General features: G+C 61.3%; 15 protein-coding genes. All 15 read left to right on the forward strand.

The genetic code is table 11. From position 1 onward, the window contains the following. Nucleotides 1-167 precede the first annotated feature (167 nt). Nucleotides 168-1,751 carry a radical SAM protein gene (locus AB1555_17830; protein MEW6248546.1) on the forward strand — a complete coding sequence of 528 codons (1,584 nt, stop codon included), beginning with the start codon at nucleotides 168-170 and terminating at the stop codon, nucleotides 1,749-1,751. A 73-nt stretch (nucleotides 1,752-1,824) separates the two neighbouring features. Further along, the gene (locus tag AB1555_17835) at nucleotides 1,825-6,372 is read left to right on the forward strand and encodes a glycosyltransferase (protein ID MEW6248547.1); all 4,548 of its coding nucleotides are present in this window, start codon (nucleotides 1,825-1,827) and stop codon (nucleotides 6,370-6,372) included. 613 nt (nucleotides 6,373-6,985) lie between these two features. Further along, a complete protein-coding gene (locus AB1555_17840; protein MEW6248548.1) occupies nucleotides 6,986-8,212 on the forward strand; it encodes a glycosyltransferase family 9 protein in 1,227 nt (408 codons plus the stop codon). Then, a complete protein-coding gene (locus AB1555_17845) occupies nucleotides 8,209-8,367 on the forward strand; it encodes a hypothetical protein (protein ID MEW6248549.1) in 159 nt (52 codons plus the stop codon). Before AB1555_17840 ends, AB1555_17845 begins: the two co-directional genes overlap by 4 nt. Before the next feature lie 46 nt (nucleotides 8,368-8,413). After that, on the forward strand, nucleotides 8,414-10,231 hold the full coding sequence (locus tag AB1555_17850; GenBank protein MEW6248550.1) for a glycosyltransferase: 1,818 nt from the start codon (nucleotides 8,414-8,416) through the stop codon (nucleotides 10,229-10,231). A gap of 76 nt (nucleotides 10,232-10,307) precedes the next feature. Beyond that, complete coding sequence (locus AB1555_17855) at nucleotides 10,308-12,038, forward strand: glycosyltransferase family 9 protein (protein MEW6248551.1); 1,731 nt, start codon at nucleotides 10,308-10,310, stop codon at nucleotides 12,036-12,038. A 13-nt stretch (nucleotides 12,039-12,051) separates the two neighbouring features. Further along, nucleotides 12,052-12,582: a hypothetical protein gene (locus AB1555_17860; protein MEW6248552.1), complete on the forward strand. Its 531-nt coding sequence runs from the start codon at nucleotides 12,052-12,054 to the stop codon at nucleotides 12,580-12,582. Nucleotides 12,583-12,785: 203 nt separating this feature from the next. Then, on the forward strand, nucleotides 12,786-13,613 hold the full coding sequence (locus tag AB1555_17865) for a flagellin (GenBank protein ID MEW6248553.1): 828 nt from the start codon (nucleotides 12,786-12,788) through the stop codon (nucleotides 13,611-13,613). An 83-nt stretch (nucleotides 13,614-13,696) separates the two neighbouring features. Continuing rightward, entirely contained in the window at nucleotides 13,697-14,053 is a 357-nt protein-coding gene (locus AB1555_17870; GenBank protein ID MEW6248554.1) for a flagellar protein FlaG, read from the forward strand. A gap of 23 nt (nucleotides 14,054-14,076) precedes the next feature. Beyond that, the gene (gene fliD, locus AB1555_17875; GenBank protein MEW6248555.1) at nucleotides 14,077-15,459 is read left to right on the forward strand and encodes a flagellar filament capping protein FliD; all 1,383 of its coding nucleotides are present in this window, start codon (nucleotides 14,077-14,079) and stop codon (nucleotides 15,457-15,459) included. 26 nt (nucleotides 15,460-15,485) lie between these two features. Beyond that, nucleotides 15,486-15,881 (forward strand): flagellar export chaperone FliS, encoded by a 396-nt coding sequence (gene fliS / locus AB1555_17880; protein MEW6248556.1) that lies wholly within the window; start codon nucleotides 15,486-15,488, stop codon nucleotides 15,879-15,881. Nucleotides 15,882-15,890: 9 nt separating this feature from the next. Further along, on the forward strand, nucleotides 15,891-16,205 hold the full coding sequence (locus AB1555_17885; GenBank protein MEW6248557.1) for a hypothetical protein: 315 nt from the start codon (nucleotides 15,891-15,893) through the stop codon (nucleotides 16,203-16,205). Between the two features lie 477 nt (nucleotides 16,206-16,682). Then, a complete protein-coding gene (locus AB1555_17890; GenBank protein ID MEW6248558.1) occupies nucleotides 16,683-17,141 on the forward strand; it encodes a PilZ domain-containing protein in 459 nt (152 codons plus the stop codon). Between the two features lie 112 nt (nucleotides 17,142-17,253). Further along, on the forward strand, nucleotides 17,254-17,451 hold the full coding sequence (locus tag AB1555_17895; protein ID MEW6248559.1) for a helix-turn-helix domain-containing protein: 198 nt from the start codon (nucleotides 17,254-17,256) through the stop codon (nucleotides 17,449-17,451). A 96-nt stretch (nucleotides 17,452-17,547) separates the two neighbouring features. Further along, complete coding sequence (locus AB1555_17900; GenBank protein ID MEW6248560.1) at nucleotides 17,548-19,389, forward strand: HEAT repeat domain-containing protein; 1,842 nt, start codon at nucleotides 17,548-17,550, stop codon at nucleotides 19,387-19,389. The last annotated feature ends 69 nt before the right edge of the window (nucleotides 19,390-19,458 follow it).

Below are 19,458 nucleotides of genomic sequence, written 5' to 3' on the forward strand. Positions count from 1 at the left end.
TGGCCTAGGACCAACGATCTCGGGTCGACCCGACCCAGAGGTCGGACAAAACATCAACCACTTAGCCCCAGGAGGGGGGGGAATTTCAGATGAAAGAAAAGGGTCCCTTTTCAGATGAAAGTTGACACGCATCACGAACTGCCTAGCGGGTTACGGAGTTGAGTGCCATGCATCGGCCCTCCTCGCCGGATTTGTTGCTTGTGAACCCCGGTCAACCGGAGCGGTGCTATCAGACCCTGGCCACCAAGCTGACAGCGGTCGAACCGCCGATTTGGGCGGGGTTGATCGCGACGTTTGTCCGTCGGCATGGTTGCTCCGTCGAGATTCTAGACGCACAGGCTGAAGGGTTGGAGCCGGAGGCTGTGGCCCGGAGGGTTGCCGCCCAGCGCCCACTCCTCGCTGCGGTGGTGGTCTACGGGCACAACCCATCGGCCTCGACTCAGTTGATGTCGGCGGCTGGGGCGATTTGCAACATGATCAAGGCGTATTGTCCAGAACAACGGGTTTTGCTCGTCGGTGGACACGTGGCGGCGCTGCCTCGGCGCACCCTCGAGGAAGAAGCGGCCGATTTCGTCTGCGGAGGGGAGGGTCCGGTGACGACGCTGGACTTACTGCAGGCCTGCAAAGGCTCCACTCATCCGAATTACGCGCAGGTCCGCGGCCTATGGTACAGGAGCGACGGGTCTATTCGGACGACCCCTCCCGCGCCTTTGGTGATGGACCTGGATGGAGCTATGCCGGAGGTCGCATGGGACCTTCTCCCCATGAGTCGCTATCGCGCCCACAACTGGCATTGCTTCAGTCGTCTGCATGCGCGACAGCCGTATGCAGCGTTCTACACGACCTTGGGATGCCCCTTCCGCTGCTCCTTCTGCTGCATTCAGGCCCCCTTTAAAACAGGTGAACTGGCGTCTGGATTTCACGAGGACACGAACAGTTACCGGTATTGGCGACCGGATACCATTATCGGGCAAATCGACATGCTGGTGAGGGACTATGGTATTCGCAACATCAAAATCGCGGACGAAATGTTCGTGCTGAATCGGCGACACGTCTCAGCCCTCTGCGATCGTCTCATTGAGCGAGGCTATGACCTGAATCTGTGGGCCTATGCCAGGGTGGACACGGTGCAATCCGACGAACTCATCGCAAAGCTCCAACGTGCGGGCTTCCGATGGCTTGCCCTGGGCATCGAATCGGCGAGCGAGCACGTTCGCCAGGAGGTCAACAAAGGCTTCACCCAGGGGCTCATTGCCAGTGCGGTGAACAGGGTGCGCCAGGCGGGCATTCACGTCGTCGGAAACTATTTATTCGGCCTCCCCGAAGACGATAGAAACAGCCTTGAGGCCACGTTGGATCTTGCCTTGGCTCTCAACACGGAATGGGCCAATTTCTACTGCGCAATGGCCTATCCCGGCTCTGCTCTCTATACGCTGGCGCTCCGCGAGCAGTGGCCGCTGCCAAAGACCTGGTCGGGCTATTCGCAGTATGCCAGCGATTCGCACCCGTTGCCGACAAGATGGCTGTCCTCAACGGAGGTCTTGCAGTTCAGGGATCAGGCCTTCAGGACCTATTTCACCAATCCCCGGTATCTTGATCTGGTAGGTGCAACGTTTGGGAAGGACACACTTCCCCATATCCACGAGATGCTGTCGCATAAGCTGGAAAGACAGACCATCCCGTCGTGGTGCAAGGAGACGACGTACTGGCGGAACGCAGACGGCGGTAGCCGGAGGCGGGTGTTGTTATGAACCACCCTCTACTGTTTCTTGGGTCGCCGCGAGGAACTCGCATCTTGATCGCAGTAGGAAAGGGACATTGGACATGAGTGACACGATCTCCCTGGATGGGGGAACCCCGTTCACCGTGCTCCTCATTCCGTTGGAATTTACCTCGTGGAGCATGGCCAAACCCTGGTCCTATACGGCCAACTTTGCCATTGAGGAGGGCTTGCGTGCCTGCGGCGCTCGTTGCACGGTCCTCCCCGCGCTCTGTCAAGCGCCGGACGTACCGCTCCGGTCGTGGTTGAACCACGCTCAACGTGTGATCGGCACCCAACGATTCGACCAGGTCTGGCTGTGGCTTGTGCACTGTCCGTACCCGGAATCCTTTCTCGACTGGGTTGCGCAGTTGGCTCCCGTTCGGGTTGGCTTCGTCATGGAATCGTTGGAGTACGACGCCGAGGAGTACCGCCGGTACCCGCATCTCCGTGGGCGAGACGCGCGTGTGATGCAGGGGTGCCGGTACCTGACGCATCTTCTGACGGTTGATGAGGAAGACGCCAGGCGATGCAATGACCGCGGGCTGGTCAGAGCGCTCTTTTGGCCACCATCCGTGCCGGCGCGTTTTCTGACGGATACGATTGATCTCCCAAGCCACCCGAAGGGCGCGTTTTATGGTGAGTCGTATGGGGTTCGAGAGACGTGGCTGTCATGGCCGTCCCTCGCACCGTGGTTGGTGCACGCGCCGCAGGCTGAGTCCCGCACGACTTTTCCGCAGCGATTCGACGAACTCCATCGGCAGGTTGCTGATCAATTCCGCGCAGGCAGACGGTGGGACTTCGAGGCAATGGAACGATATGTCGCGGCCTTGCGCGAGCTGCGGGAACAAATTTTTGCGAATTGGCTGGCGCACCTTAAGCAATGGGCGGCAATTGTCAACCTTCCGACCCTGCTGAAGTCCTATCCCGGACGCGTGGTGGAAGCGATGGCCGCCGGTCGTCCGGTGCTCTCATGGTCGATACCGAACCGTCCTAACACGCGTGCCTTGTTCGAAGACAACCGCGAGATCCTGTTAGTTCCGAACACGAATCCCGATGCGTTGGCAGCCGAGTTGGAACTGGTGATCCGAGACTCATCCTTCGCCGCCACGCTGGCTCGAGCGGCGCTGCAAAAGATCCGGCGTTATCACACGAGCGAATACCGCCTTGACCAGACCTTGCGGTGGATGAGAACCGGTGCCGAGCCGGAATACGGCCTTGGCAGGGAGACGTCGCAACTGAACGCGTGCGGCCCCTCGTGCGGAGAGGATGAGGATCCGGCGCTCCGCCAGTCTTCCACCGCTCCGCAGCCCGCATTCCGTCTGGGCGGCAAGCACCAACAAAAAGCGCAGGCCACGGCCGAACGCATTCAGCCTGGCGAGAGGAGAACGGATCATATGCGCACTGATGAGTTTTACACTCAGCTCTTTGTCAACCAGCCGGCGTGGTCTGGTCCCGAGCCCAATGCCGATGAAGCTGCGCGCTGGGCAAAAATCGCAGCATGTTTGGAATTCGTGCGACGAGACCTATTGGCAACAGACGCCCATCGTTCCTTGCGCCTCATCGATGTCGGCTGTGGACGCGGCTGGCTGACGAATCTGGCGTCAATGTATGGCACATGCGAAGGGATCGAGCCAGTCGCAGCTGTGATCGATCATGCGCGGCGGTTGTTTCCTGAGGTGCGCTTCGAAGTGGGAACTGCCGAGACCGTCACCGCACGGCCGGATTTTGAGCCTTACGATATCGTGCTCTGCTCGGAAGTGATTGAGCACGTGCCCTATGCCGACAAGGCCGCTTTTCTTCAAGGACTGGCTGCGCTGCTGAAGCCAGGGGGGTATCTCGTGTTGACGACGCCCCGCGGCGACGTGTGGGAGGAATGGCAAAAAGTCGCGCATCCCAACCAACCGATCGAAGACTGGCTGACGGAAAACCAATTGGGTCAGTTGTTGCGCGAACAGGGATTTCACCCGCGGGGTTGTGACCGGATCTATGTCGAGCTCCCTGCCCTCAGTTATGTTCCCGCACCGATGCCACGCGATTTTGCCACGCGCCGGCTGCTGCCGATTTATCAGGTCTGGGTCTGTCAATGGGCACCTGGAGAGACGGCTTTCCCTCGGCCTTTCTGCCGATCGGCGTTGGTGTCCGTGGTCGTCCCGACTTACAACCGTCCGGAACGTCTCCGCGAGGCATTGGCCAGTTTAGCCAGACAGACCTTTCGGGATTTCGAAGTGATCGTCGTAAACGACGGAGGCCAGGACGTCTCGGCGGTGGTGGCCGAGGCCAACCGCGACGGCCGCATCACCTACATCGTGCATGACAAGAATCGAGGGCTTGCGGCCGCGCGGAATACTGGCCTGCGCCATGCGAGGGGGCGCTACATCGCCTACCTTGACGACGACGATCGCTTCCTTCCAGATCACTTGGAAGTTCTCGTCACCGCGCTCGCTGGTGGGACTCACAAGGTCGCCTATACCGATGCCTGGCGCGTGCACGAACGGAAAGAAGGGGATCGGTTTGTCGAGATCGGCCGCGATGTGCCCTACTCGAGAGACTTCGACCCCGCCTTACTGCTCGTCAGTAATTACATTCCGGTCCTCTGCATTGTGCACGAACGAGCCTGCCTCGAACAAGTGGGGCTGTTCGACGAGAGTCTCTTCGCCCATGAAGACTGGGATCTGTGGATCAGAATGGCCACGCAATTCGCCTTTCTGCACGTCAAGAAAACGACAGCGGAATTCACGTGGCGAAACGATGGCTCATCCATGACGAGCGGGCGACCGGACGCGTTCGCCAGAACCACCGAGATCATCTATCGGAAATACAGCCCCTATAGCGACCACTTGCCGATCGTCCGTGCAGCTCAAGCACAGCGGAGCGGTCACTTGCGCCTACGACAGACGACTCGTGAAGTGACCTGCTCCATCATCATCCCGGTTTGGAATAAGGTGGAGTTGACGAGACGGTGCCTGGAAGCTCTGGCGACCACACCGGATGAGCCGAGGTGGGAAGTCATCATTGTCGACAACGGCTCGACCGATGGGACATCGGCGTTGCTTGCGGAACTCGGCGGCGACGTGCGGATCATCCGCAACGATGAGAATCTGGGGTTCGCGAAGGCCTGCAACCAAGGCGCGAAGGCGGCTAGAGGCCGTTATCTGGTGTTCCTCAACAACGACACCATTCCGCAATCTGGTTGGCTGGAGGCGCTGGTGCGGGAAGTCGAAGAGCATGCCGACGTCGCCGTGGTGGGCAGCAAGTTGCTGTACCCCGATGGGACGATCCAGCACGCCGGTGTGGCGTTTTCCCACGTGTGGTTCACGCCGTATCATTTGTACCAGGGTTGTCCAGCCGACTTGCCGGCGGTGAACCGGCGGCGTGAATTTCAGGCGGTGACGGCCGCCTGCATGCTGGTACGTCGAGAGGTGTTCGACGAAGTCGGGGGATTCGACGAAGGGTACCGGAACGGCTTCGAGGATGTGGATCTGTGCCTCAAGGTTCGCGAACGAGGATGGAAGATCGTCTATCAACCGAAGAGTGTGCTGTACCATCTCGAAAGCCAAACACCCGGACGCAAAGCCCATGATGCGGACAACAGCCGTCTGTTCCTGACCCGGTGGGGGTCATGCTGGTGGTTGGCGGATGAAGACCTGCTCGCATTTGAGGATGGATTCTATTGCGAGTATCCCACCGTGAATTCGGTACAGCAACGTCCCCTCATCGATCCGGCGCAGCGAGAAAGGTGGCAAGTCGTTGCGGAGACCCAACTCGCAGGGCAACGGCGCAACTTCGAAGCGGTCCGGTCGCGACTCCGAAAGCCGGATCGGTGGCCGGACAATCCCATGGTGCTGCGATGGGGAGCGCGGGTCGCGCAGGTGCTCGACGAAGCCGAAGCGGCAGAGCAGTTGTGGCGCCGTGTGCTGGAGCTGAAGGAAGATCCGGAGGCCAGGACAGCATTGGCCAAAGCAGCGCTCGCAGCCGGCCGGCTGGAAGAGGCTGAGGCGCAGTTGACCAGGATTCGGGCCGGCGCACAGGGTGGCGGAGAAGCCTGGCTCCTTCAGGGTGTCCTCGCCATGCAGCGACAGGCATTTGGCGAGGCAGCGGCGCCATTCGATGCCGCGCTGGCTGAGGGAGCCGATCGACGGAAAGCCCGGCTGGGACTGGTGATGGCACGTCTGGGGTTGTTGGAGACGGAATACTCAGAACAGCAAAAACCACATGACATAGGGCAAAAGCCAGCAGCAAGAAAGGACGCGCAAGAGAGCCCGGTCAGGCAATGGGCCCACCACGCAGAATCGGCGTGGGAGTTGGCGGTGGCGCTCCTCGAAGAGTGTCCCGACGACGCGGAGGTGATCCATTGGCTGCTCCGCGCAGGGAGGGTTCTAGAGCGCTGGGCGGCGTTAGCCGAGCGGCTCGCGCGGTTCGTCCAGCGAAATCCCGGTGAGCTGGCCATACGGTATGCGTGGGCTGGCGTCCTCCTCCGCTGCGGGCGAGTAGATGAGGCTAGGCGTGAGGCCGAAACGATCCGGCTGCTTCAGCCGGACTTTCAGGGACTTAGGGATCTGGAAAAGGCATTAGAGGCAAACGGGCAAGAAGTCGAGGTGAACTCGGGGTGAAATCGCTCACGCGAAGATGGCACTCATACAGACTTCAAGACCGAGGAAGGTCGGGGCAGTGAATGTGTGTCCCATGTCAGGGGGGCCGATCAGCCGATAGCCTTGCCGGTCAAGCTAATACAATTGCACCGGTTTCGCCGGGGGCTCCAAGAACCAGCATTTCGACAGGCCAAAGCGGGCGTTGAGCTTCATCAAGTCCATGCCAAATGCTTAGTAAATGGAGAGCAGATTTCGATTCCCAGATCGACGGGGTCTTCCGCACCTCGTATAGAGACACGGGACACATTCTCCTTGGCGAAAAACAGGAGATAAGGCTTCACGATGCCGGCCGGGGACCAGATGACGTCCAAGGGCGCGTACATGAGATTATTTAGGTCATGCTCTCTGATGACATGTTCAAACACCCCAAATAGGTTTGGGGGAGCTTTCTGACGGCGGAATTCCAGGGATAGCCTCATATAGAAATCGCCGTCGATCAATTCTTAACGTTTTCCGTCATCGAAAAGGGCGCACAAATCGTCGCAGGAGTATTTGAGGCCGCGTGGATCATTGTGGAACTCATCGCTCGAGCGTCTCGCTTCAAACTGGAACGCGGATGCTAGTCAAGGAAACTGTGGCAAGCAGGGCGCTGGTGATCCAATTGGCCCGCCTCGGCGACATCGTGCAGTCGGCGCCGGCAATCCTGGCGCTCAAGGCGCAGGACCGCGACCGACTCGTCGATGTGCTCTGCCCGGCCCCTTTGGCGACGCTGGCTGCCTGTTTGCCGGGAGTGTCAACAGTGGTCCCCTGGGACGGCATGCGGTGGAGGGCCCTTGCGCGGCGCTCGTCGCTGGACGAAGCCGAGGCGACGTTTCGCGAACTTGTGCCCGAGTTGTACCAGACGGTATTCAACCTCAACAATCACCCACTAGCAATTTACGCCGCCCATCTGCTCGGCACACGCGTGGTTGGACCCGGCGAGGCCGGACCGTTGAGCGAGACGTTGCTGCCGTGGGCCGCGTATCTCCGTCAGGTCGCTCAGGAACCTGGGGCGAACCGGGTGCACCTCGCTGATGCCTGGTGCGGATTCTGTGGCGTGAAGCCCACTGGCCTGGCGCCTCGCCTTGAAGCTTTCCCGGTCGAACTGGATTCCGATCTCAGGCGGTTTACTCAAAGTGACAGGCTTCGCATCGCAGTCGTTGTGGGAGCGGGAGATCAAACCCGGGTGATCCCGCCGTCGATGTGGGCGCAATGGATCACTGTTTTAGCCAAGGCATGCACTAATTGGACCGTCGTGTTGATCGGCGGTGCGGGCGAGCATGAAGCCGCATTGGCGATCCACGAGGCGCTGTCTCCTCTGGTGGGGGGACAGGTCTGGGATGCGACCGGCAGAACGACGCTTCGCCAATTGGCCGGGCTGTTGGCGTGCTGCCAGTGGGTGGTCGGTGCCGACACCGGGCCGCTCCATCTGGGCACGGCGGTCGGCGCCAGGGCGATGGGCTTCTATCTCGGCCGAGCCCGGGTGCATGAGACCGGGCCGTATGGAATCGGGCATTGGGTCTGGCAGGCCGATCCATCTGGACGGTTCGACCTTCACAGTTCGAAGTGCGAAGATGATGGATTCGGAGAGCATATGGGTTGGCCAATGACGACCCTCGGACTTCGAACTTCGAACCTCGAAGGGACCTGGCCGGTGGAGGAGAGCATCGAGTTGTTGCTGACTGGGTCCTGTTCGTCCGTTCCGGAGGGCTGGTCGCTGTGGCAGAGTCATCTCGACCGATGGGGTGTGTACTACACGGTGGCGGGTGCGGCGGCTGAGCCGGACCTCAGCCGGGAGGATGTCTGGAGGCGACTGGCATGAACATTCTCCTCTTGGGCAATCCGTACTTCCGCCAGGACTTGGTCGAGCTCGGCCACGAGGTGAAGACTGCCAAGTTCGTGTGTCGAGTGGATGTGCAGGTCGGGCGACCGCCGATCGCTGCGCAATTGCGGAACAATATAAGGCCCTGGCCGTAGTTGCAGCGCGAACCGCGTGGAAAGCGGTGAGGACAAGAGTCCGTTCATGAAGAGCTTCTCAGCGAATTGTGCCCGTCTGGCCGGCCGTGATGCCTTGTTGGCAGCTCGCCTTCGCGAGAGCGGTGGAGGCGTACTGTCAGTGACAGCGGCCAGGAACGGCCTGCCGACCGCAACAATCCATGGTCGCTGGGTCCATAGTGCCTATGATCCGTGGAATGAGGCGGAGGTGTGGGCTGAAGCGCAGGCGAAGGCCTATCAGTCCGGTGAGGTCGCGGTTGTGCTCGGGGTGGGATTGCTCTATCACGTGGAGGCGCTCGTGCGGCGGCTTCCGGCTGATGCGCGTGTGACAGTGGTTGTGCCGGACCTGCGCGAGCTGCACGATGCCTGTGAAGCACGGGATCTCACTGGATGGGTTGACCGTGCGGCATGGAGATGGGGCGAGCCCGGGCAGATTGCGCGGGGGCTGGCGGAGTCGGACCGGCCGCTTCGGTTCCTGACATACGCGCCGGCCGCGCGGCTCCATGCCGACGTGCATGCTCGGATCGAGGAAGCCCTGCGCCGGAGGTTGGCCGCTCAGGCCGGTGGCCAACTGCACGTCGCTGTGGTCGGACCCATTTACGGGGGTTCCTTACCCATCGCCCGCTACGCGGCATCGGCGCTGGAAACTCTCGGCCACCGTGTCAACTGGATCGACCATAGCGCCCATGACGGCAGCTATCGCATCCTGGGAGGGCTCAAGGAGCCGCGGCATCGCCTGACTCTTCAAGGCAAGTTTGCGGAGATGCTGGGCCTGCTGACGCTCGTGCGGCTAGCGGAGGATCCACCAGATCTGGTGATCGCTTTGGCGCAGGCTCCCCTGGAGATGCCGGTTTTGGAGCATCTGCGCCGCAAGAAATTTCTGACCGCCATATGGTTCGTGGAGAACTACCGCCACCTCACCTACTGGCAACAGCTCGCCGCCGGGTACGACCACTGGTTCGTCATTCAAAAAGGGGCCTACGAGGAGATGCTCCGGCGTGCCGGTGCTCCGCACGTCACCTATCTCCCGCTTGCCGCGGATCCGGCGGTGCACCGGTCCATCGAGTTGAGTGACAGCGAACGCGCGGAATTCGGGGCCGATGTCTCATTCGTCGGAGCCGGATACGCCAACCGCCGCGCGATCCTCCCCCGTCTGGTTAAGGCCGAATGGACCTTTAAGCTGTGGGGCAATGAATGGGATGGCGCGACAGATCTGGGAGGTGTGCTCCAGCGGCAGGGATCGCGAATCGACACCGAAACCTGCGTGAAAATCTTCAATGCCACCACGATCAATCTCAATCTGCATTCCTTCACCGGAACCACCTTGGATCCTCAGGGGGATTTTGTCAATCCGCGCACCTTTGAGCTGGCGGCCTGCGGCGCCTTTCAACTGACGGACCGCCGCTCGTTGCTGCCAGAGGTGTTCACGGCGGAGGAGGTCGCTTGTTTCGAGTCACCTGACGAGCTGCCGTCGCAGATCAGACAGTGGCTACATGAACCGGAGGCCCGACAAGCGATGGCGAAAGCCGCCCTTCGGCGAGTCTTGGCCGAGCACACCTACGTCCACCGAATGCGGGATCTGCTCGCTGAGGTGGGACTGAGGCAGCCCGACCGGGTCGGCTCGATCCTGCGCGGGGACCGTCAGGCGTCCCGGCTGGTGGCTTGCTGCGACAAGAGCCCTGAGTTGATCCCTCTGCTGCGGCAATTTCCGGACTCCCAGCGGGTGGAGCTCAAAGCGCTCGCCTCCCGAATCCGTGCAAAGGGACCGACCGCCAAGTTGTCGCGCGACGAACTGTTGGTGCTCATGCTCGATGAGTATCGGAGCGAAACGAGAGATCTGGTCTGAGAAATATGAACGATGAGTCCTGAATATTGAAAGGGGACCTGCAAACGGTCGTTTCCTCTGCGGTGCGTCGATAGCTATGTCTCGACAGGTGCTCATCATCAACATTACCCGCATGGGAGACCTGGTGCAGACCGTGCCGCTTCTAGCTCGCCTGCGGCACGAGCGGCCTGAGGTCGAGGTTGACCTCGTGGTCGACGTGAGTTTTGCCCCGGTCGCCGCCTTGCTTCCGGGATTCCGGCAGGTCTTCGCGTTCAATTTTCACGGACTAGTGGATGACAGTCGAGCGATGGCCAAGGACCTCGTATCGCTTTACGCCGATGTCGAGGCGTGGGTCAAGCCGCTGCGCGACGCACGCTACGACCGGATCGTCAACCTAACCTTTAACCGGCGCAGCGGCCTGATGGCATCGTGTATCGGTGCTCCTGATATTCGCGGCGTCTCGGTATCGGCGGACGGCTCGACGCTCGTGCGCGATCCGTGGATGGCGTATTTCACCGATCTCCATCATTACCGCCGCCTCAACCGGTTCAATCTCGTGGACTTGTATGCCTTAGGTGGAAGCGGTCCCGGTCCCTTTTCGCCGCTCGCGGTCACAGTTCCTCGGAAGGCAGCCGAGTGGGCGAAGAGTTTTTTACGGTTAGCCGTGCGAAGTATCTCCCATTCTCCGGCCTTGAACGTGAAACCGAAGCTGTGGATTGCCGTGCAGGCCGGCGCGAGCGAGGCGATCAAGGCGTGGCGGCCCGAGTACTTCGGGCGTACGATGGCTGCGCTCAGTCACCGGCTTCGGGTGGGCTTCGTCATGATCGGGACGAAGCAGGAGAGGGGGATGGTAGAAGAAGCCATCGCCGCGTATCGTGCGGCGGGAGGTTTTAGTCCGTTGTGCAACGCGGTGGGACAGACGACGCTTCCCGAACTGGCTGCGCTGCTGGCCGAATGTCGGCTGCTTCTCACGAATGACACGGGACCCATGCATCTCGCCGTCGGCGTCGGCACGCCGGTCATCGATCTCTCCGTCGGGCATGTCGACTTTCGCGAGACCGGTCCCTATGGGCCAGGGCATTGGGTCATCCAACCTGACATCGACTGCGCTCCCTGCGGCTTCGACCACATCTGCTTCCATCATGCATGCAAAGACCGGATAGACTGTGACCAAGTCGCCGAGCTCGGCCTCTATACGCTGCACGCCGGATCGTTTCCCGCCCACGCGACCGGCATCCGTCTTTATGAATCAGCCGTCGATGAAGACGGCCTAGCGGACTATGTTCTCCGCGCCGGGCGGTCCGACCCGTTGACCGAGTGGTACGGCTCGTTCTGGCGGCGATACTGGTTTGAGTCTTTGACCCGCCGTCCCAGCCGCCGTGCTCCCCTTTCGACGCCTGCGCCGGACTATGAGGCGGCAGGACAAGTGTTCAGCCGTCTTCAGCCCCTTGCCGATCAGCTCGTCGCTGAGGCGGAAAAGTTGGCTCAGCTCAGTCGCCAATGCCCTCTTCCGGTGAAATCGCTCAAAGAGGCGCAAGCACGATTCGGCGAGGCTCGGCAGCATGCTGTGCGCGTGGCCGCTTCCTCACCAGCCTTCGGCCCGCCGACGGTTGCCTTTCTGCGTGAAGCCTCCAATGCGGAGGACGAGGGCTTGCCGGCGTTAGCGCTGGCTCAGCTACGGGCCTGCCGTGTTTGGAGGAAGAGGCTGGCGGAGGTGGCGTGCCTGCTCGGAAGTGTGAAGAAGACGGAGATCGGGATCGAGCACGTAGCGGGTGTCGACCACTCGCGGCCCAGCTCGGTGCCCGGCTTTCAGCCTACCGTAAACTAAATGGAGAGACGCTATGCAGGTCATATTGGACGAAGAACGATGGGAGATCGAAGACGGCGCGTCGCTCATGGAAGTCTTGGCCCAAGTGAGCGAGCGAACCAAGGCCAAGCAACGTATCGTCACCGGGTTGGAGATCGAAGGCCGGCGGATGACGGACCGAGATTTAACCCCGGCGTTTCTCGCTCGCGCAGCGAGAGAGGTGGGCAACGTTCGGGCGACCTCTCAAACTGCACTGGAGATCCTGGCCGGAGCCCAAGCATCGATCGAGCGGTTCGGCTCGCTGTTGAAAACCGAGGGCCGGCGGCTCGTAATCGCCTTGCGTGAAGGTCAAGGCGCCCTTGCGCCGGTCGATACCTGGCTGGGCCAACTCGCGGATTACCTTGAGGTCGCCGAAGTAGCCAGCCATAACCGGTCGTCCCTCGCCGGCAGGGAAGCCTTGGCAAGCGTGCTGGCCGATGTGATGGAGGCTCGAGCGGCTGGCGACACCGTGCGCCTCGCGGATCTGGTCGAATACGAACTGTTGCCGAACCTCGACGGGCCGTGATCTCGTGCCTTCTTGTGCGCGGTTGCTGCTCGTTCCTGGATGGGGCGGCTACTAAAGTCCGGCGTCATCTCTGCCGATAGAGGTGGCGACGGTCGGGAGGGCTGATCGACCGCCCGATCGCGTGGAAGATTCGTCCTGGTCCTTCGGCACGGATGCCGAGGGGTTCGTGGCAGTCAGTCGCTCTAGTCAAGGAGGAACATGCTATGGCCCTCACCATCAACACCAACATCGCGTCGCTTTCCGCTCAACGCAATCTGAGTGTCAGCTCGGATTCGTTGCAGCGGTCGGTTGAACGGCTGTCGTCCGGACTTCGCATCACGCGGGCGGCCGACGACGCGGCGGGTTTGGGCGTGTCGGAAACTTTGCGCGCTCATATCCGCAGCATCAACCAAGCGATCCGGAACGCCAACGACGGTATCAGTCTGACGCAGATCGCTGACGGTGCCGCATCCACCATCGGCAATCTGCTGGCCCGGATGCGCGAACTGGCGTCGCAGTCGTCCAACGGCACCCTGGGTGCCACCGAGCGGTCGTACCTGGATCAGGAGTTCGTCGCACTCAGGTCGGAGATCGATCGCATCGCGACCGTGACGGAATTCAACGGCAATTTTCTTCTGAGCGGCGCTTCAAACAGCTTTACTCTCCAAGTAGGGTTCAAGAGCAGCGCCAACGATAAGCTGTCGATCAGCCTCAGGGACCTAGACCTGGCGTCTATCGGTCTCAGCTCGGTCAATGTGTCCACGGCGACCAACGCGCAGAGCGCCTTGGCAAACATCGACAGCGCGATCAGCGCAGTCGCCACTGCTCGCGCCGATTACGGTTCCTACCAGAATCGGTTCGAGGCTACGATTGCGAGCCTCCAGGTGACGAGCGAGAACTTCTCTGCCGCCGAATCGCGGATTCGGGATGCAGACATCGCCTACGAGACGGCGGTCTTCACGCGGAACCAGATCCTCGTGCAGTCTGGCATCGCTGTGCTGGCGCAGGCCAACACTCTGCCGCAGCAGGCGCTGGCGCTGCTCCGGGGATAGAGTAACCCCGCCGTTCACCAGTCCTCTCTCCGCGCGAGCGGAGAGGGGGCGGTGGTGAACGGATTTGCCCAACGGAGGCTCCCATGATTCGTGAAGTCACCAGACGGGAGGAACTCCTCAAAGGCGCACAAGCGATGGACAAAACCTTTGCCAGGCCGCTCCTGGCGAAGGAGCCGATAGCGGTGGCCGAGCGCGTCGACTCGGGTCAGGTCGTTTTGGATCGACAGGATGTCGAGCGCGCCATCGCACGGGTGCGCGAGGTGCTCCAAAATGTCGGCCATCTGAACATCGAGGTGGACCAGGATCTCAAACGGGTCATCATGAAAGTCGTGAACTCTCAGACGGGGGAAGTGATCCGGCAAATTCCGCCGGAAGAAGTGCTCAACCTGGCCAGGAACCTCAACGGCGTGAAGGGGCTGTTGGTGAAAGAACACGTTTAATTTCGCAACCGTAAGGATTGTCCATGGCATCCGGCATTAGTTTCGGGGGGCTCGGGAATGGGGTGGACTTCGGGCAGGTCGTCGATCAATTAGTGCGGATCCAACGACTGCCGATCGACAAGCTCTCGAAGACGCAGACCACGCTCAAGACCACGCTGACCGATTACGAGACGTTGGGCGCCAAGCTCCTTTCTCTCCAAAGCGCGGCGGATGCGCTTCGTCTCAGCGCGACGTTTGATCGGTCGTCATCGTCGGTCAGCGACTCCACCGTATTGACGGCCTCCGCTTCCTCGACGGCGACGGCCGGCAGCTATACCCTTCGGGTCACTCAACTCGCGCAGGCCCATCAACTGACCAACAAGGCGGCCAAGGCGGTCTCCAGTCCCTCCACGGATATCGTGAGCGGCGCCTCCGGCACGTTTACGTTCAGGGTCGGATCGGGGAGCAATCAGACCGTCGCGTTGAGCAATACAGCGACGTTGGAGGATCTCAAGACCGCCATCAACGACCTGGGCGCCGGAGTCTCAGCGTCGATCGTGAACACCGGGACGGATACGGCTCCGGCGTACCGTTTGGTCTTGACTGCGGCAAGCACCGGAGCGAGCAATGCCATCACCATTGTGGCCGACAGCACGGATATGGACTTCCTCAATGCTAGCGGCACGGGTGGCACCGATGTCCTTCAGGCCGCTCAGGACGCAGAGATTGTGCTGGGCGACCCGGGCCAAAACCCCGTGACCCTTCGCCGCAGTTCGAATACCATCACGGATGCGATTGCCGGTGTCACGCTGACCCTGATCAAGGCGACGGGCATCGGGACGGTGAACGTGAACGTGACGAGGGACACTGCGGCCGTGAAGGCGAACATCAAAGCATTGGTTTCGGCCTATAACGACATCGTGAAGTTTATCAACGAGCGCAACACCTACGACGTCGCCACAAAAACCGGCGGGATCTTTTTCAAAGAGAGCACGTCCAAGACGGTACTCAGCCAGCTCCGCCGGGCTCTGTCGGACGAGGTCAGCGGCCTCTCCACCTATACGGCGGTTGGCCAGATCGGCTTCAAGACCGAGCGGGACGGAACCATCACGCTGGATGAGACGAAGCTTGACTCGGCCCTGAGCGAGGACTACGGCGCGCTAAAATCGCTCTTCATCAGACAAGTGAGCACCACTGGCGTAGCCCAACGGATTGCCGATGCCGTCGATGCCCTCGACGATGTTGTCAACGGGGCGCTGACGTTGCGGAAACAGACGCTGACCGATCTGATCGAGGACCTCGGCGATGAAATCCGCCGGAAGGAGGACGCCTTGGACGCCTATGAACAGCGGTTGCGCGCTCAGTATGCCGCGTTGGATGGGTTACTCAGACAACTGCAAGGTCAACTGACGTTTCTTCAGTCGTGAGTACAACCGACACAAGGACAGAAACCATGATTACGTACGGAGTCACTCAATATCAGCAGACCCAGGTCATGACCGCGTCAAGCGTCCAGTTGATCGTGTTGTTGTACGAATCGGCGATGCGCAGTCTGGAGCTGGCCCGCGAGGGCATTCTGCGCAACAATCATATGGACAAGGGTCGCTTTCTTGGCCGGGCCATCGCGATCGTGAGCGAACTGTCGAACACGCTGGATATGGAACGAGGCGGTGAGATCGCGGTGTCGCTTCGGCGCCTGTACGACTACATGCTAGGAGAGTTTACCTGGGCGAACCTCCGTCATGACCCGAAACCCCTGGAAGGACCACTCCGCTGCCTTAGCACTCTGTGCGAAGCTTGGCAGACTGTGGCGCGCGAGGGAACCTCGCCACGAGCCGTCGGAAGCTGAGGGACGGGTGTGTCGACCCGAGACGAAGAGGTGGAAGCCTTGACCCGTCTTGCGTTAGAAGCGGCCGAGATGGGCCGTTGGGACGCCGTTCTGCAGTCCTATGAGAAACGCGAGGCGCTCTTGGCCGGGGCGGATATGTCCGTATCCTTGGCCAGGCGGTTGCATGCCATCGATTGCGCGATCCACGAAAAAGTCCGCGTGGCCCTTGTCGCCTTGGGCGCCGCGCTCGGTGAGATCGCTGCCGCTCGCAGGCGGATGAGCGGCCTTGAGAGGCAACTCGCCTCCCGCTGGAACGGGAGCATCCTCATGAGCCACCGAGTGTGATCCACTCCAGTCCGTTCGTGTTGCTGCTTAAGCGTCCGGACGGGATCACACCTTTACACCAGAGGGCGCCCGGTGCGCGCCAGGCGAGCCGGAGCATCTCTCGCACGCGGCAACAAGTGCCTGTTCTGAACAGGCTACACCCTCCTCCCCTTTTCTTTTGTGGGGGAGGGTGAGAATGGGGGGCTTCATGGTGCGCGGGCCTGCCGGTGCGGAAACGCCGACAGGTAAGCAGTCGCTCATGGGAACTTTGTTATAACAATACACGGCAGGGTTCTTGCGTCCTTATCACGGTTAGGGGGCCGAGATCGAGAGATGTCGTTGATGAGCCACACGCTGGATCAGAACAGCTTTCGAGTGAATGATGCCCACCGGTCCGATGAGCGACGAGAGTGGCTGAGAATTGAAGACCGACTGTTGTTCGAGTACAGGCTGTTGGATCCGCCTGAAGTCAGGCCGCCTCACGTGTGCCCTCCAGAGATGGAGCAGACGATCGAGACGTTCATTACGAAGCCGACGGCCGATTTGTTGTGCCATGCAGCGCCGTCGACCGCGGAGTCGCCTCTCGTTCCGTGGCTGCTGAAGATCGATTGGCTGCTGAACCTGATACTCAGGACCCTGGCGACTATGCATCCGGAAGGTATTGTTCTGCCCGAGGTCGCCTCCTTGAATATCAGCGGAGGAGGTATCGGGTTCGAAACCACGCGGGTGATCGACGTCGGCAATCGATTGTCGCTGATGCTGATTTTGCCGCCGTTCGCCGCGGTGCGCGCGGAAGCCATTGTCGTCGCCGTCACGCCGGTAAAGTGCGACCGGCCTCGCTGGCACGTGTCAACGGAGTTCACCGCCATCAGCGCCGACGACCGAGAACGCCTGATCCGCCACATCCTGCAGACCCAGGCCGAGCGGTTGCGTGAGCGCCGCACCGGTGCGGGCTAACGCGAGGCTCAGACATTCCGGGTCTGTCCCCGAGTCCACAGCCCTCAAGTTTCCTTCCTGAACGACCGATATCGTATTCACTATGAACGACACTCTGTCTGCATTAACCGATATGAATTCGGACGCAGTCGCTTCAGTACAGAGCGAGATTCTCACCGTAGAGGACGTGGCGCGGTTCCTGCGCGTTCCTAAGTCCACGGTGTATAAGCTCGCCCGGTTTGGACAGTTGCCGGCTTCCAAGATCGGGAAGCATTGGCGCTTCCTTCGCCGCGACATCCAGGACTGGATGCACGTCCGCGCCTCTCAGTGAGAAGGCGCGGCACCGTTTTCGATCGCTCTGGATGGCTGCGCCGGATTCCAGGATGCGTGCCGTCCCGCAGGGGAATCCCCTCTGCCTGGAAGTTTCATGATGGATGCGACGGCGACTTATACCCTCGAACGGCTTGCACGGGAGGATCCCGCGCGCCGGCGTGAAGCGCTCGAAGCGCTCGCGGAACGCGGGCGCCACGACGACGTGGAGATTCTCGTCGCCTGCCTGCGCGATTCCAACCCCGGTGTTCAGGAGGCGGCAATGAGCGCCTTGGCGCGAATCGGGGGAGACCTTGTCGTCAGGCGGCTGGTTGCGCTGCTGCGAGAGCCGCCCGCCATTCGGAACATGGCCGTTGAGGTGCTTAGGCAGATCGTCTCCGGCGCACTCGACTCGGCCCTGCCGATCTTGCGGTCGCCCGATCCGAATATTCGAAAATTCATGGTGGATATCCTGGGAAGGCAGACCGATTCTCGGGTCGTGCCCCCTCTGATCGAGCTGCTGTCCGATCCGGACGCCAACGTGCGGGCAGCGACGGCCGAGGCGCTCGGCCGCCTCCGCGCTGCGGAGGCGGTTTCCGGGATCGTCTCTTTGCTCAGCGACGAAGAGTGGGTGGTGTTTGCGGCGATCACGGCGTTAGCCGAAATCGGGGAGCCGGCGGCCTTGCCGCCGCTGATCGATGTGTTGGAAAAGGGCAGCGAGGCCGTGCAATGCGCAGCGGTCGACGCTATAGCCCATCTCGATCGGGAGGGCGTTAGTCTCCCGGTCCTCATGCGATTGATCGAATCGTCGAATCCGGAATTGCACGCCGTCCTGATCAAGACGTTGGTCGCGATCACGGACCGCGTCGAAGCCGACATCTGGTCGACGTTGGATCCGACGAGGTGTCTGCCAATCCTGCGTGAACTTTTGCGCCGTCCGGACCCGGAACTCCGCACCGCGGCAATCGTCGCCTTGGGACGTCTGGGGGATAAGCGTGCCACGCGCCTGATTCTGAACGCCTGCCGACGATGGGAATATGCTGGCGAAGAGGTGATCGCTAGGGCGATTGCCGCGCTGACGTCTCTGGGAGACGCGCCCCAACTGATTCAAGCCATGCGGCCGGATGAAGACGACATGACGATAGGGACCATCCTGATCCGCACGCTGGGCCAGATGCGTTGCACCGATGCGGTGCCTGCGCTGGCGGCGGTCCGACTCGGCAGCCCCAATTGGGAATTGCGAAAGCTTGCGCTTCACTCACTGGCTCTGATCGGCACGGACGAGGCGATGCACGTCATTCAACACGCCATCGGCGATCCGGCCGGCTACGTCCGCTGCGAAGCCGTGCGGCTGCTGGCCCAGTCCGGCCGAGCGACCGACATCAAGTCGCTGCTCGACCAGCTCAAAGCGGAACGCTACGAGGATGTGCGCGAAGCGATTGTCGATGCGCTCGCGGCTGTCGCGACGGCCGAGGTCGGAATCGAAGCCGTGGCCCTGCTCGACAGCACTTGCCCGAAGGTGCGGCGCGCGGGCGCGCAGCTCATCGGGCGCATGAGGCTGCCTGAAGGGCTGCAACCGCTGCTCGAGGCATTGAACGATCCGGACTGGTCAGTCCGCCAAGCGATTGCCGAGGCGCTCGGTTGTTTTGACGATCGGCGGGCGGCGGATGCGTTGCTGGTCGGCTTATCGGATGAGGACGAACGGGTGCGCCTCGCCGCCGTCATGGCGCTGTCGCAGACCGACCGTCCGGAGTGCCGCGCGGCGCTCATCGGCCAGGGCCTTCGAGACCCGGATATCTGGGTGCGCTATCGCTCAATCGAGCGTCTGGGCAGGGGCCGCGCCGCCGAGGCCGTCCCGGCGTTGACCATAATCGCGAGAGATTCTCGCGAACCGGAGATGCTGCGGCGGGCGGCTGCGGAAGCTTTGGCGGCAATCGATAGGCGGGAGACGCGCAAATAGCGAGACCTGCGTGTAATGGAAGCGAGGTCCGCCTGTCCCGTCAGGACCAGCGCTCCTCGGTCGCGCGTT

This window comes from Nitrospirota bacterium, from assembly GCA_040755395.1.
GTDB lineage: Bacteria > Nitrospirota > Nitrospiria > Nitrospirales > Nitrospiraceae > DATLZU01.

Bases quoted from the DNA above. Each gene is read 5' to 3' on its own strand.
- AB1555_17900 (MEW6248560.1), top strand. From the start codon at position 17,548: ATGATGGATGCGACGGCGACTTATACCCTCGAACGGCTTGCACGGGAG.
- AB1555_17850 (MEW6248550.1), top strand. From the start codon at position 8,414: ATGAAGAGCTTCTCAGCGAATTGTGCCCGTCTGGCCGGCCGTGATGCC.
- AB1555_17870 (MEW6248554.1), top strand. From the start codon at position 13,697: ATGATTCGTGAAGTCACCAGACGGGAGGAACTCCTCAAAGGCGCACAA.
- fliS (MEW6248556.1), top strand. From the start codon at position 15,486: ATGATTACGTACGGAGTCACTCAATATCAGCAGACCCAGGTCATGACC.
- AB1555_17855 (MEW6248551.1), top strand. From the start codon at position 10,308: ATGTCTCGACAGGTGCTCATCATCAACATTACCCGCATGGGAGACCTG.
- fliD (MEW6248555.1), top strand. From the start codon at position 14,077: ATGGCATCCGGCATTAGTTTCGGGGGGCTCGGGAATGGGGTGGACTTC.
- AB1555_17860 (MEW6248552.1), top strand. From the start codon at position 12,052: ATGCAGGTCATATTGGACGAAGAACGATGGGAGATCGAAGACGGCGCG.
- AB1555_17830 (MEW6248546.1), top strand. From the start codon at position 168: ATGCATCGGCCCTCCTCGCCGGATTTGTTGCTTGTGAACCCCGGTCAA.
- AB1555_17890 (MEW6248558.1), top strand. From the start codon at position 16,683: ATGGAGCAGACGATCGAGACGTTCATTACGAAGCCGACGGCCGATTTG.
- AB1555_17835 (MEW6248547.1), top strand. From the start codon at position 1,825: ATGAGTGACACGATCTCCCTGGATGGGGGAACCCCGTTCACCGTGCTC.
- AB1555_17865 (MEW6248553.1), top strand. From the start codon at position 12,786: ATGGCCCTCACCATCAACACCAACATCGCGTCGCTTTCCGCTCAACGC.
- AB1555_17845 (MEW6248549.1), top strand. From the start codon at position 8,209: ATGAACATTCTCCTCTTGGGCAATCCGTACTTCCGCCAGGACTTGGTC.
- AB1555_17895 (MEW6248559.1), top strand. From the start codon at position 17,254: ATGAATTCGGACGCAGTCGCTTCAGTACAGAGCGAGATTCTCACCGTA.